10 protein-coding genes are annotated in these 15,126 nt (G+C 33.4%); 8 read left to right on the top strand and 2 right to left on the bottom strand.

Features of this window, described 5'->3' with window-relative positions:
• Positions 1 to 373: 373 nt before the first annotated feature.
• The 4 genes from EV195_RS00230 (at position 374) to EV195_RS00215 (ending at position 4,766) form a co-directional block, all read left to right on the top strand.
• Entirely contained in the window at positions 374 to 1,207 is an 834-nt protein-coding gene (locus EV195_RS00230) for a transporter (protein ID WP_132791214.1), read from the top strand.
• 117 nt (positions 1,208 to 1,324) lie between these two features.
• Complete coding sequence (gltX, locus tag EV195_RS00225; protein ID WP_132791212.1) at positions 1,325 to 2,848, top strand: glutamate--tRNA ligase; 1,524 nt, start codon at positions 1,325 to 1,327, stop codon at positions 2,846 to 2,848.
• Positions 2,849 to 3,025: 177 nt separating this feature from the next.
• Entirely contained in the window at positions 3,026 to 4,006 is a 981-nt protein-coding gene (locus EV195_RS00220) for an MBL fold metallo-hydrolase (protein ID WP_243693036.1), read from the top strand.
• 10 nt (positions 4,007 to 4,016) lie between these two features.
• Positions 4,017 to 4,766 carry a DUF481 domain-containing protein gene (locus tag EV195_RS00215; protein WP_132791207.1) on the top strand — a complete coding sequence of 250 codons (750 nt, stop codon included), beginning with the start codon at positions 4,017 to 4,019 and terminating at the stop codon, positions 4,764 to 4,766.
• Here EV195_RS00215 and EV195_RS00210 read toward each other — a convergent pair.
• Together EV195_RS00210 and EV195_RS00205 are read right to left on the bottom strand one after the other, a co-directional pair.
• The gene (locus EV195_RS00210) at positions 4,763 to 5,377 is read right to left on the bottom strand and encodes an outer membrane beta-barrel protein (protein ID WP_132791204.1); all 615 of its coding nucleotides are present in this window, start codon (positions 5,375 to 5,377) and stop codon (positions 4,763 to 4,765) included. The two genes, EV195_RS00215 and EV195_RS00210, sit on opposite strands and share 4 nt — an antisense overlap.
• A gap of 45 nt (positions 5,378 to 5,422) precedes the next feature.
• Positions 5,423 to 5,866: a TerB family tellurite resistance protein gene (locus EV195_RS00205; protein WP_132791202.1), complete on the bottom strand. Its 444-nt coding sequence runs from the start codon at positions 5,864 to 5,866 to the stop codon at positions 5,423 to 5,425.
• 167 nt (positions 5,867 to 6,033) lie between these two features.
• On the opposite strand from EV195_RS00205, the gene EV195_RS00200 reads away from it, so the two are divergent.
• The 4 genes from EV195_RS00200 (at position 6,034) to mfd (ending at position 15,114) form a co-directional block, all read left to right on the top strand.
• On the top strand, positions 6,034 to 7,029 hold the full coding sequence (locus EV195_RS00200) for a carboxylesterase family protein (protein WP_132791200.1): 996 nt from the start codon (positions 6,034 to 6,036) through the stop codon (positions 7,027 to 7,029).
• A 33-nt stretch (positions 7,030 to 7,062) separates the two neighbouring features.
• Positions 7,063 to 7,656 carry a methyltransferase domain-containing protein gene (locus EV195_RS00195; protein ID WP_132791197.1) on the top strand — a complete coding sequence of 198 codons (594 nt, stop codon included), beginning with the start codon at positions 7,063 to 7,065 and terminating at the stop codon, positions 7,654 to 7,656.
• A 2,202-nt stretch (positions 7,657 to 9,858) separates the two neighbouring features.
• Positions 9,859 to 11,724, top strand: a complete 1,866-nt coding sequence (locus tag EV195_RS00190) for a hypothetical protein (protein WP_132791196.1) — start codon at positions 9,859 to 9,861, stop codon at positions 11,722 to 11,724.
• A 42-nt stretch (positions 11,725 to 11,766) separates the two neighbouring features.
• Positions 11,767 to 15,114 carry a transcription-repair coupling factor gene (gene mfd / locus EV195_RS00185; protein WP_132791194.1) on the top strand — a complete coding sequence of 1,116 codons (3,348 nt, stop codon included), beginning with the start codon at positions 11,767 to 11,769 and terminating at the stop codon, positions 15,112 to 15,114.
• The last annotated feature ends 12 nt before the right edge of the window (positions 15,115 to 15,126 follow it).

The raw sequence follows: 15,126 nt of genomic DNA, 5'->3' as shown, positions 1-15,126 counted from the left end.
CAACCATAAAAAATACTCAATAAAAAGTACGATTAATAAATATAGTAAACCCAAAGATGTAAATAAAATGCTACCCCTTATTAACTCATTTGTGTAAAACTTTTTGCTAAACTGTTGAAGTTTCTGCTCTATCAATGAAAAATTACTCATAATTAATACCTTCTAATGTAAAATTAAGTAATTAAAACTACTTCCATTCAAGCATTATTCATTTAAAATCAGTAGATATGTGTTAAAAAATAGCTAAATAACAGGAGTTTTAGATGTATTAATATCAATTATAATCAATCAGAAATACTATATAATAAAAAAAGTATCTATTTTTTGTAAGGTTTGTTATTCTTAAGAAACTAAGTTTTAAAATATTTAAAACATGAAAAAACTAGCCTATCTTTTACTTATAACCATCTCATTTAATGTGTATTCTCAGAGTCCATGGACACAAAAAAAAGGTGAAGCGTATTTACAATTGAGTTTTACTACAATACCTTCCTACTCCACTCTTTTTGGAAATCCAGAATACAATACCGAACGAAAAATTAATGATAATACTTTACAATTGTATGCTGAGTATGGTATATCTGATAAAACAACATTGATTGCTAACTTACCTTTAAAAATGGTGGCGAGTAATGAAGTTACCAGTCCAACAATTACACCTTTTACAACCGAAGATTCTCAGACAGCATTAGGTAATATCCAACTGGGTATTAAACAGAATTTTTACAATAATAAATGGTTGATTTCTGGTCAGTTATTGGTAGAAGCAAATACAGGAACATACGAAGAGGCATCTGGTTTACGAACAGGATATGATGCTTGGACAATAACACCAACATTTATTGTAGGTAGAGGATTTAATAACTGGTACATACAGGCGTTTACAGGAGTTGATATTAGAACAAACGAATATAGTTCTGCATTTAAACTTGGTGGTGAAGCAGGATATAAAGCCTTAGATTGGTTATGGGTTGCTGGTTTCTTAGACGGAGTAGCATCTTTTCAAAATGGAGATTTTTTAGACCCAACAAACAATAGATTAACAGGTTTATACGTTAATAATCAGAGTTATGCAGCATTCGGTGTAAAACTTATTGGTGAATTCGATAAAAATTTTGGAGTTAATGCCGGTTTCGGGGGAGCATTCGACGGGCGAAACGTAGCAAAATCTCCAGCACTATCATTAGGGTTATATTACAAGCTCTAATTATTAATTGTCCTAAATAAATCTAAAAAGGTTTCACGCGAAACCTTTTTTTTGTGCCCTATTTTCTGTTTTTTTCTTAATGTTTTAAAACTATCTTTGCGCTTTAAAAAATTAGAAATGTCTGAAAATGTTAGAGTGCGCTTCGCACCAAGTCCAACAGGACCATTACATATGGGAGGCGTTAGAACCGCTTTATATAACTACTTATTTGCAAAAAAACACAACGGAACATTTGTGTTACGTATTGAAGATACAGATCAAACTCGTTATGTTGCAAATGCAGAGCAGTATATCATTGATTCTTTAGAATGGTGTAATATTCCTTTTGATGAAGGACCAGGAAAGAATGAAAAGTATGGACCTTACAGACAATCAGAAAGAAAACATTTATACAAGCAATACGCTGACCAATTATTAGAAAATGGTTGGGCGTATTATGCTTTTGATACCGCTGAAGAGTTAGATGCACACAGAAAAGATCACGAAGCAAATGGTAAAACATTCATTTACAATTGGCACAATCGTGAGAAAGGAAAATTAGTTAACTCTTTGGTACTATCTAAAGAAGAAGTTCAACAACGAATAGACAACGGAGATAAATATGTAGTTCGTTTTAAAACTCCACAAGATGAAACATTAATCTTACGAGATGAAGTTCGTGGAACCATTAAAATTGATACCAATACGTTGGACGATAAAGTGTTGTTTAAATCTGACGGAATGCCAACTTATCACCTAGCAAATATTGTAGATGATCATTTAATGAAAATCTCACATGTAATTCGTGGTGAAGAATGGTTACCTTCTCTTCCATTGCATACATTGCTTTATAAAGCTTTTGAGTGGGAAGCACCAAAATTTGCACATTTATCATTGATTTTAAAACCTGTTGGTAAAGGAAAGTTGAGCAAACGAGATGGTGATAAATTAGGGTTCCCAGTATTTCCGTTAGAATATACTAACGAGGAATCTGGAGATGTTTCACGTGGATACAAAGAAGATGGATATTTTCCAGAAGCTTTTGTAAACTTATTAGCTCTATTAGGATGGAACCCTGGAACTGAGCAAGAATTATTTTCTTTAGAAGAATTAACAGAAGCGTTTGATTTAGCAAGAGTGAGTAAATCAGGAGCAAAGTTTAGCCCAGATAAAGCGAAATGGTTCAATCAGCAATATTTACAACAAAAATCAGCTGAAGAAGTAACCGAATTCTTTTTACCAATACTTGCTAAACAAGGAATTGAAGCCAACAAAGAGTATGTTCAAAAAGTAGTTGCTTTGGTTAAAGAAAGAGCAATTTTTGTGAATGATTTAGTGGAATTATCTGATTTCTTTTTCACAAACCCTACAAGCTATGATGAAAAAGCAGCTAAAAAACAGTGGAAAGAAGATACAGGAAGTTTAATGACAGAATTGATTTCGGTTATTGAAAATATTGAAGATTTTTCTATTGATAATGCTCAAACTGAAATTAAAGGATGGATTACTTCTAAAGAAATTGGATTTGGAAAAGTAATGCAACCGTTGCGTTTAAGTTTAGTAGGAAAATTAGCAGGTCCAGATTTATTTGAAATTATGACCATGATTGGTAAAGAAACTACCATTCAAAGAATACAAAATGCTGTTTCAAATCTAGCATAAAACTGAAGAAAAGAGTAGTATGGCAACTTAGCGAAGTCGAAGTTATTTAAATAAAAACTTTGACTTCGCTTTTTTTCATAATTAATTTCTTATGAAGCTAAATTCTATCGACCCCTACTTCCCTGAGCTACCAAGTAATAATCTTTACTAAAATATCTTCAATAAGATTTTGTTTCTTTGTATGGAAACCAAGGAAAAGAAAACATGTTTACGGCTACTGTTAAGAGTACTCAAGAAGAAGACATTTCTATTTTAATTCAAAAAGACAATCATTCGTGGAACTATATATGCGATTGTGGTGAAGCTAGTGGATTAACTATAAAAGAAATACAAAACACTAAAGCTGTTTTTATCAGTCATACGCATATAGATCATTTTATAAATTTTGATAGTATTATCCGACATCAAATCGGAATTGAAAATAGCGTTGTTATTTGTGGGCCAACAGGAATCGCTCAACAAATTCAAGCCAAACTGTTGGGTTATACGTGGAACCTTATTGAAGAGAATTCTATCCAATACGAAGTACGAGAATTACATACTGAAAATCAATTTACTACTTATCAATTACAACCTCCTTTATGGAAATTAGAAAAAGGAGAAGAAATCACGAATGAATGTATTTATAACAATAACAATTTTGAAGTTTCTGCAATTTTGTTAGATCATAAAATTCCCACTGTTGCGTATAAATTTCAAGAAAAAGAAAAGATAAAAATTGATATGAGTAAGGCAGCATTCAAACCTGGTAAATGGGTAAAAGAATTGAAAGATGCTTATGAAAATCTACAGCCTGATTCCGAAATTGTGATAGAAGAAAATACCTACAAAGCTAAAGACTTGTTTAATTTATTAACTGTTGAAAAAGGAGATAGCGTTGGAATCATTATGGACCACGCCCCAAGCGCAGAAAATCATCAAAAAATAAAAACACATTTCAAATCCTGTAAAACTGTTTTGATAGAATCGTTTTATTTAAATGAAGATAAAGAATTAGCGCTGAAAAATTTTCACAGCTTCGCTGCAGCGTCTGGTTCAATAGCACGCAAAACAGAAATTGAAAATGTGATTCCAGTACATTTTTCAAGAAAATATAGCTCAGAACAAATAACACAACTTAAAGAAGAATTTTATCAAGCATATCGTCAATCAAACTAAGCTAAGCAACATGAAAAAATATATTCTTATCACTTTTGTATTTTTACCATTGTTTGTTCAATCACAAATTATAAATATTGAAAACTTTAGACGCGTGACAGATACTATTGGTTGGTCAGGTTTTACAAGGTTGGATTTACACTTGATAAAAAACAAGAATACCATTTTCGGAATATCTAATAGAACACGTATTCAATATAAAACACCAAAGCATTTATGGTTATTTATAAACGATTTAGATTTTAGAGAAGCCAATTCTAAGAAGTTTGTAAACAGAAGCGCTCAACATTTTAGGCATAACTATCGATTCCATGAAAAAATCGCTCTAGAGTCGTTTTTACAGTCTCAGAACGACGAAATCTCTGCAATTCGATTCAGAGGACTTATAGGAGCAGGTTTACGCTTTAAATTGTCTAAAAACGAGGATTACAAGTTTTATCTCGGTAGTTTGGTAATGTATGAGCATGAAGATATCATTTCTATTATAGAAGAAAACAACAGAGACTGGCGAAGCAGTTCGTATTTTTCAATGAGTTTATCACCAAAAAACAACATTTCTATTGTAAGTACCACCTATTTTCAACCGAGATTTGATCGATTTTCTGATGTTAGAATTTCTAGCCAAAACACCATTGCGCTAGAAGTATTTACAAATTTAAGATTAACCGTAAATTTTACTTACCAATACGATCAGTTTCCTGTTATTGGAATTCCGAAAGAACAGTATGGATTAACAAACGGTTTGTTGTATAGCTTTTAATCGTTAGGATTGTGATAGCAAGCACCACCTGTTAGTGATTTTCTACGGCTAGTTCCTCCACCACTTCCAAATAAACCATCAAAAGCAAAAACTATTGATCCAGTAAGTTGGATGTGTGAACGCATACTTTCATAAATTTCTAAGGAATGCTTGTAATACATTTGGGCATTTAATCCGATGCCATCAGTAATCCAGTACGTTGCTCCTAAACCAACGTTCATTGTTGGAGTCATTTTACGTTCAGAATCTACTAAACTTCCCCCGACAAAAACATACGGTTCAAAGTTTTCAATCAAATCTTTAAAATTATAGCGTAAAGATCCGTCCATAGAAAAGTACTTTACAGAATTACTTATAAAGCCAACATCAAAGGTGTTAAAAGACATAGCACCATCTACAGACAGGTTATCTGATATAGGAATTGTTAAGTTTAATCTAGGAATTTGAAATAAATTTTTATCACCAATATAAGAAACGTCTTCATCAGAGAATTTAGCGATTCCGAAACCAATACCAAATTGCCATTGACTAGCTTGCTCTTGAACTTGCGCGATTACAGATGAAGATAAAAACAGTAAAAATAAAACTAGTAGCGTTTTCTTTAAAACCATAATTAGGGGAATTTGTTAAAACTACTAAACTAGTAAAATTTTATTTTATTGCCTTTTAGTGTCGTTAACTTCCTTAATTGCTTCGATGAAATCATCTAAATCATTATCATTCATAACCAGATGAATAGCCTCATCACATACCTTTTCAACATTAACCAACGGAAAACCAAGCGCAATGGCAATTTTTCGCATCAACACAACTTCATCTTTACTCACTTCATCATCCGCAAAAATCATAGTAGTCAATTGAAACAAACGTTCAATACTTTCCACATAGCTTATAGGCGGATTTACAGGATATGCTTTAGGATTCTTAAGAATTTGTTTAAATTCTTCATCACTAATATTCAGTCGTTTTGCAGTTCTAATCAATAAACGTTCTTCCCCATCAGTAAGTTTATTATCGGCAATGGCTATAGAAACAATACTAGCAAACTGCCCTATTTCTTGTTGATGTTGTCCACTGGTGTATAAATCTGATATCGACATAGTTTTGAATTTTTATTCTTTTAAATTTACGGATTCTTCTCTATTTTTAGATGAAAAAAAACGTAAAAAGTCACATGAAACACTGAAGTTTTTTTAGAAATAGCAACTATAATGTTTCACGTTAAACCTTTGTGTCTTTTGAAAGTCTCAGTTATAAACCCTTACTCATGAGAAATATAATTTACACCTTAAGCCTTTCTTTGTTTTTTACTGCATGTAGTTCTTCTGAAAAGAACCAAACTCCAGAACAAGAAAATACTGCTCCCGTAGTTACCACAGAAGCAACGTATGATGTACTAGTAACCAAAGATATTGTCTATGCAGAAGGATTGAGTCACGAAAGTATTAATAGCACTTCATCAACTGTAAAACAGTTAACCTTAGATGCCTATGTTCCTAATAACACATCAAACAATCGACCAGCGGTACTGTTAATTCATGGTGGCGGATTTAAATCGGGCTCAAAAGAATCGGGTGCAATGGTGTATTTAGCAAACTATTTAGCTGAAAGAGGTTGGGTAGCTTTTTCTATTAATTACCGATTGCAAGACGATTTAGGAACGGTTCCACAAGAGTGGGTAAATTACATAGAAAGTACTAATAATGTGGTAGATAAAGATCAAGCATATGCCTTGTATCCAGCAAGTAGAGATGCCAAAGCAGCATTACGTTGGGTATTTGCCAATGCAGGAACTTATAACATAAATCCAGATTATGTTTCTGTTGGCGGAGGTTCTGCTGGTGCTGTATCGGCTATTATGTTGGGTGTTACTGAGGCAGAAGATTATTATAGTGAAATAACTCCTAACACAGATCCGACCTTGGCAACTACTAATTCAAGTGAATCGGTAAAAGTACGCGCTATTTTAGATTTCTGGGGAAGCGGTGTTACTGCAAGATTAATTAACGACTTGTACGGCAAACAACGTTTTGGAACTAATGATGCTCCCATACTTATTATCCATGGAACCGAAGATGCTACGGTAGATTTTGCTGAAGCCGAACAACTACGAGATTATTATATAAATTCTGGTGTAGCGTATGAGTTTTATCCGTTACAAGGTGAAGGGCACAGTGCTTGGAATGCAACAATAAACGGTAAACGATTGGAGGAAGTTTGTTTTGATTTTCTGGTAGCTCAACAAAACTTAAACAAACAATAAAACGCGTACCTTTGATTGTAAAGTCGAGGTACAATGGATACAAAAGAATATTGGTCGCAGCGTTATAAAGAAAGCAATACAGGTTGGGATTTAGGTGCAGCTTCTCCTCCATTGCAACACTATATAAATCAGATTTCTAACAAAGAACTTACAATTTTAATTCCTGGTGCAGGCAATTCCTACGAAGCGGAATATTTGTTTAACAACGGATTTAAAAATGTTCATGTGCTAGATATTGCTAAAGAACCTTTAGCCGCTTTTGCTCAACGAAATCCTACTTTTCCCGTGGAACATTTACACGAGAACGATTTTTTTGAGTTCGAAGGTCAGTTTGATTTAATTATTGAACAAACCTTTTTCTGTTCGTTTCCTCCATTACCAGAAACCCGAAAAGCTTATGCAACAAAAATGAACGAGCTTTTAAAACCTTATGGAAAGTTAGTAGGTTTATGGTTTACATTTCCGTTAACTGGCGATTTAGAAAATAGACCATTTGGTGGCGATAAAGAAGAATATTTAAGTTACTTCTCACCATATTTTGAAATCCAAACCTTTGAACCTTGTTACAATTCCATTCCACCAAGACAAGGCAATGAGTTGTTTGGAATTTTTAGAGTAAAAAAATAAATTTTAGAGTCATTCCTTTGAAAAAGGGAATCTCTATTACTTCTCATAATGAAACAATTTCTTCATTCTTTTTTCCATTGATGAAAAATGAAATCGACCTTAGGGAGATTCATGAACACTTAAACAAATAGAATCAGTGAACTAACCAAAAAAATCTAGTCTTCATAGCTTTTCACACATAAAATCACATCCTCGAAACGGAATGAAAAGAACTCATCTTCCTTACGTCAGATTCAAACAGCTTTTCATTCTTATCTTTTCTTGTGGTGGATTTTATGGCTCAATCTATAGATGACGGTTTTAAAACAACACGGAAAATAAATGTCATTGCGAATAAGATGAAGCAATCCGTTTTTTAAAGAACAGATTACTTCGTCATTCTTCCTCGTAATGACGAGTAAAACGAATCCCATCATTGCGAATCCCGAAGTATCGGTATGAAACAATCTGCATTACTTTTTCATTCTATCTCGATGTGACCACAATTTTAAGTAGCAGTAATCCGACATCATCATAAAAATTTTGAAAATCTAGGCAGCAGTGTTGGACTGAAGATGAAAAGCTGTTTGAGCGTAGCGAGTTCTTTTCATCTGTGGAGGATGGTGCCGTAGTATTTTCTTAAGTTTTTATGTGCAGTCTTGATTTTTGCTTCTTTGTATCAAGACAAAGAATGATTATAACAAACGTTATTATGAAAAAAACCAAGCATGTCAGTTCGAGTGAATTTCACGAATGCTAATGAGAGGACACCGAGGCTTCGGGGAGTATCGAGAACTAATTACGAGTACTCAACCACATCTCGATACTCCCGAAGTCTCGGGATTATGTTTCACGTTGTTACTCATAATTTCACTCGATGTGACAATTCCGTCATTGCGAATCCCGAAGTTTCGGGATGAAGCAATCCGTTTTTTGAAGAACAGATTACTTCGTCATTCTTCCTCGTAATGACGAGTAAAATGAATTCCGTCATTGTGAATACTAAAGTCTCGGGATGAAACAATCTTTCAAATCAAACTGTCATTCCAGCGTAGGCGGGAATCTCTATTGATTCTCATAATGAAACAATTTCTTCATTCTTTTTTCCATTGATGAAAAAAGAAGCAAAAAAATCTAGTCTTCATAGCTTTTCACACATAAAATCACATCCTCGAAACGGAATGAAAAGAACTCATCTTCCTTACGTCAGATTCAAACAGCTTTTCATTCTTATCGTTTCTTGCGGTGTATTTTATGGCTTAATCTATGTATGACGGTTTTAAAACAGTACGGAAAATAAATGTCATTGCGAATGAAATGAAATAATCTCACCAGCGAAGTTCGTTCATGCTTCCTCAGTTTTACAATTTCATCAGCGAACTCCGCTGACGTTTCCGCAGCGTTACAATTCTTCCAGCGAACTTCGCGGAAGCTTTTGCAGAAAAACAGAACCACCAGCGAACTTCGCTGACGTTTTCGCAAGCCTACAATACCATCAGCGAACTTCGCTGAGACTTTTGCATGAGTGTAAATCATTTAAAACCAGTCACCTGTCAGTTCGAGTGAATTTCTTGAATGATAATGAGAGGAATTCGTATCGAGAACCAATTCCGAGTACTCAACCACATCTCGATACAAAATTATACTTCACATTGTTGCTCATAATTTCACTCGATGTGACAATACCGTCATTGCGAATGAAATGAAGCAATCTCAACAGTGAAGTTCGTTTATACTTTCAAAACTAAAAACCCGACCTCAGAAGATCAATTTTAATACAAACGTCAAGCTGAATTTATTTCAGCTTCTCATGATGAGATTCCAAAACAAGTTCGGAATGACAATCAATATAACACCATGTGATTGCAAATAAAACCAAGCCTGTCAGTTCGAGTGAATTTCTTGAATGGTAATGAAAGAACCCCGAGGCTTCGGGGAGTATCGAGAACTAATTGTGAGTAATCAACCACATCTCGATACAAAATTATGTTTCACTATGTTACTCATAATTTCACTCGATGTGACATTAGGTTAAACAAAAACAACTCTTTTAACTTTTGTCTTTCTTCTTTAGACTAAACCCCCACTATTGCAATGACATAAAATATTTTGTATGTTTAGAAACGAAAAAAGATAAAGAAATAGACCAGTCCCCCTGTTCCTTTCATTTTTCTTAATAATTTGAGATTATATCAATTCTTTATTGATACTAAAATAATTTTTATGTGGATAAGTAAAAAAAGTGACTGGAAAGAACCACAATCTGATTTATGTAAGTATTTTATAGAAAAGTTAAAGCAACAGGTTGATGCAACAGAAGTTATATCTAATAAACATAGAACTACAAATGGTTTAACACTTATTAGTGAGATAATAAAAGTTGCAGAGATGACTAAAGAAAGACCTAAATATAAAAATAGGTTAAATAGTCTATTGATGGAATCTAAAGAACCTTATTTGAATTCGAATATTGTTAACGACTATATAATTTCTAATTATTTTCCTGATATAAGAAGATATTACAAAGGTATTGATCCTTTAAAAGTTTCTTCAAACAGTCGAGAATTAAAGTTATTAATAATTGATTCTAAAAAGTTTTTTATAAGAGTTGAGGAAAACTATTATAACTATATTATTAAGGAAGTACAAGCAATTGATTTTAGTACAGTTCATTTTGAAAAAGAATCTAAGAAGATAGATTTAATTATAGCTTGTTTTACTACCTATGTTCTTTATTTAGGATATTCAGCAACTAGTATTAGTGATATAGCTTATCGTTATGTATTCAAAAATCATGGATATAAAACCCCCTTAAAAATAATCCAACACTTTAATGGTAAACTAAACAGTTTTAAATTTTTACTTAAAACACCAAAAGATAGTATTGAATTTTCATTTATCAAAGAAAATTTGAATGAAGAACATGTCAAAACTAGAAAAGTTGAATATAATCAGATTAAAAACAATTTTTTAAATAAGAAAATCAGTGTTAAGAAAGGGGAAGAACTTTATGAGCTAAGTACCGAATCAATTGACCCACATAATTTTGTTCGTATTTTATATGATCAAGGACTGAAGAGATACGTAGCAAATAAAGATCGTTTGACCTTGAATTATTTTACTCCTTTTTTTAATAATATTTATTGGAGATTCGGAAAACAGTCTTCTGAAAATAACCATAAGTATCAAAGTAGTAAAGTTGTTTTAGATCCAATAAATGTACCCGAGAGACCAAATACATTGTATGATACTCTTACAAGGTTGGCTAAAGATTTTGATTTTGAAGATGCTATTTCAGATGGTATTCCTAGTTTTCAAAGTTTATTACAACCTGTATATTTTTATAATTTAGCTTTAGGTTCTAAGTCCATTGAAAACTCTATATCGTTGCTTTGGACAACTTTAGAGATGTTAATACCTTACCGTCCATATGAGTATGATATTGAGAATGTTCAATTTTTTGTAAGTAAATCACTTTCAATAGGCTCTGTAGGTAGAGAATTATTATCATTTATTCTGAGATATATTGAAACTAATAATATCAATAATAATGAATTATCTAGTGACGATTTAAAAGCACAGTATGTAAAACTAACACCATTTTCATTAAAAAAGTGGGCGGATTGGCTGTGTCAGGATTATTCTGAAAATTCTAAAAAAGACCCTTATGATGATTTAAAGAATTATAGTAATCTATTATGTAAGAAGTTTTGTGAGCTAAATAACTTATATTCAGGTAAAACAGATACTGTTTCATATTGGTTAAGAAAAATAAAGAGTTCAGAATTATCAATTAAATATCAGTTGGATAGAATTTATTTACATCGTAATCAAATTGTACATACAGGTAAATTCATTAATGAATACTCAAATTTATGGTCTCATTTAGAATGGTATGTTGGAAAATTACTTTCATATTCGATAGTTAGTTCATTAGAGGGAGAAAAAGATTTGGAAAAAATGTTCTTACATTTACATTCTAAAAATGAACAGATAATAAACGTCTTAGAGTCAAATCTTGACAAAAAAATACACGAAATGGATTTCTTATTCGAAGAAATTTTTGAGCCAACATGGCAAATGTTTTAGAGCTCTTTTTAATTCTAGTATCTTTGCAAAAAATTAGTATCGTTGAGTAAGCAAACCATTGTAAACTACTACCAAAATGCTACAAAGGTAGCTTTGGTACAACAGGCGCTACAACAAGAGAAACACCATTTTCAACTTTCGAATTTGGTCGGCTCTTCGTTGTCTTTTGTTATATCCGAAACTTTTAAAACTGCCGACAAACCCTACTTGTTTATTTGTAACGATAAAGAAGAAGCGGCGTATTATTTAAACGATTTGGAGCAATTACTAGGAGAGAAAAACGTATTGTTTTACCCAGGTTCGTATCGTCGTCCGTATCAAATAGAAGAAACCGACAATGCCAATGTATTGTTACGTTCAGAAGTACTCAACCGAATCAATTCTCGTAAAAAACCTGCGATAATTGTTACCTATCCAACTGCACTGTTTGAAAAAGTAGTCACCAAAAAAGAGCTGGAGAAAAACACATTAAAAGTTACACGCGGAGAAAAACTATCGCTCGATTTTATCAACGAAGTCCTGTTCGAATACCATTTTAAACGCGTAGATTTTGTTACCGAACCTGGTGAGTTTTCGGTACGTGGAGGAATTGTAGATGTGTTTTCGTTTTCAAACGACGAGCCTTATAGAATTGAGTTTTTCGGTGATGAAGTAGATAGCATCCGAAGCTTTGATGTAGAAACGCAACTTTCCAATGATAAGCTCAAGAAAGTGAGCATCATGCCGAATGTTGAAAACAAGGCATTGCAAGAATCACGTGAAAGCTTTTTAAAATACATTGCGGCAAATACCGTGTTGTTTGTTAAAAACAAAGACTTACTTACGGGAAATCTCGATAAATTTTTTCACAAAGCAGAAGTAGAATTTGAAAAGCTATCTAAAGAAGTAAAGCATGCAAAACCAGCAGAGTTGTTTTGTAATGGTAATGCAATTGAAAGTCAGTTAGCTGATTTTACGGTGGCTTATTTTGGGAAAGGTAACTTCGACTCCGCTCAGTTACCGAAACAGAATATTGATTTTAGTATTCGCTCCCAACCTTCGTTTAATAAACAATTCGATTTGTTAATTGAAGATTTAAATGTGCATCACAGCAAAGGATACACCAATTATATTTTCTGTGCCAACGAAAAGCAAGCACAGCGTTTTCATGATATTTTTGATGATGCAGAAGAGAAAGTACATTACGAAACTATTGTATTTCCTATTTATCAAGGATTTATAGATGAGGACCTGAAAATAGTTTGTTATACCGATCATCAAATCTTTGAGCGTTATCATAAATTCCGATTAAAAAATGGTTACGCTAAAAAGCAGTCTATCACGCTTAAGGAATTAACCAATTTAGAAAAAGGCGATTATGTAACACACATAGATCACGGAGTTGGGCGCTTTGCTGGACTACAAAAAATAGATGTAGAAGGGAAAAAACAAGAAGCTATTAAGTTAATTTATGGCGATCGTGATATTTTGTATGTGAGTATTCACTCCTTACACAAAATTTCGAAGTTTAATGGAAAAGACGGAAAAGCGCCGAAAATATTCAAGTTAGGTTCTACTGCTTGGAAGAAAATTAAGCAGAAAACCAAAACACGTGTTAAAGAAATTGCCTTTAACTTAATTCAGCTCTACGCAAAGCGTAAGTTAGAAAAAGGATTTGCTTTTGGTCCGGATACACACATGCAGCACGAGCTGGAAGCAAGCTTTTTGTATGAAGATACACCCGATCAGTTTTCGGCAACCCAAGAAGTAAAAACCGATATGGAAAAAGACCAACCGATGGATCGTTTGGTTTGTGGAGATGTTGGTTTTGGAAAAACAGAAGTGGCTATTCGTGCGGCCTTTAAAGCAGTAGATAATGGAAAACAAGTTGCAGTATTAGTGCCGACAACTATTTTAGCATTTCAGCATTTTAAAACCTTTTCAGAGCGTTTAAAGCATTTTCCTGTACATATCGAATACTTGAACCGTTTTAGAACTGCAAAGCAACGAAAAGGTGTTTTAGAGGGTGTTCAAGATGGTTCTGTAGACATCGTCATCGGAACACATCAGTTAACTAACAAAAATGTGCAGTTTAAAGATTTAGGTTTACTGATTATTGATGAAGAACAAAAGTTTGGAGTTGCCGCAAAAGACAAACTGAAAACCATTAAGGAAAACGTAGATACCTTAACCTTAACTGCAACGCCAATCCCACGTACGTTGCAATTCAGTTTAATGGCAGCGCGCGATTTATCGGTAATTAAAACGCCACCACCTAACCGTCATCCTGTAGAAACCAATGTAATTCGTTTGTCAGAGGAAACCATTCGCGATGCTATTTCGTATGAAGTTTCACGTGGAGGTCAGGTGTTTTTTATCCACAACCGAATTGAGAATATCAAAGAAGTTGCTGGGTTATTACAACGTTTGGTTCCATCGGCTAAAATCGGAATTGGTCACGGACAAATGGAAGGTAAAAAGCTGGAGGATTTAATGTTGGCGTTTATGAATGGCGAGTTTGACGTACTGGTTTCTACGACCATTATTGAAAGTGGATTGGACGTACCAAATGCGAATACAATTTTCATAAACAACGCGAATAACTTCGGATTATCGGATTTACACCAAATGCGTGGACGTGTGGGGCGATCGAATAAAAAAGCGTTTTGTTATTTTATAACGCCTCCGTATCATATGATGACAGACGAAGCGCGTAAACGTATTCAGGCCTTAGAAATGTTTTCGGATTTAGGAAGCGGATTAAATATTGCCATGAAAGATCTGGAAATTCGTGGTGCGGGTGATTTATTAGGAGGAGAACAAAGCGGATTTATCAACGATATTGGTTTCGATACTTATCAGAAAATCCTAAAAGAAGCCATTGAAGAGCTGAAAGAAAATGAGTTTAAAGACTTGTATCCAGTTGATGAAAATGCTGGTCCGAAAGAGTATGTAAAAGAAGTTCAAATAGATACCGATTTTGAAATTCTGTTTCCAGATGATTATGTAAATAACATTACCGAACGTTTGAATTTGTATAAAGAGTTGAGTGATCTTGAAGAGGAAGAAGAACTACAAACCTTTGAGAAAAACATTATCGACCGTTTTGGAGAATTCCCAACACAAGTACAAGACTTACTAGATTCTGTTCGAATTAAGTGGTTAGCAAAATCGTTAGGATTAGAGAAAATCGTTTTAAAGCAAAAACGCATGATTGGGTATTTTGTAGCCAATCAACAATCCGATTTTTATCAAACCGAAGCCTTTACAAGAATGTTGAAGTTTGTACAGCATAATTCTAAAAGCTGTGTGATGAAAGAAAAACAAACCAAAAACGGTTTACGTTTATTAATTACGTTCATAAAAATAGATTCGGTAAAGAAAGCGTTAGAGACGTTGGGAAAAGTGTAGTTTTGTCAAAAA

The organism is Tenacibaculum skagerrakense, assembly GCF_004345825.1.
GTDB lineage: Bacteria > Bacteroidota > Bacteroidia > Flavobacteriales > Flavobacteriaceae > Polaribacter > Polaribacter skagerrakensis.
The sequence above is the reverse complement of the archived record's forward strand: the minus strand, read 5'-3'. Positions and strand labels throughout refer to the sequence as shown.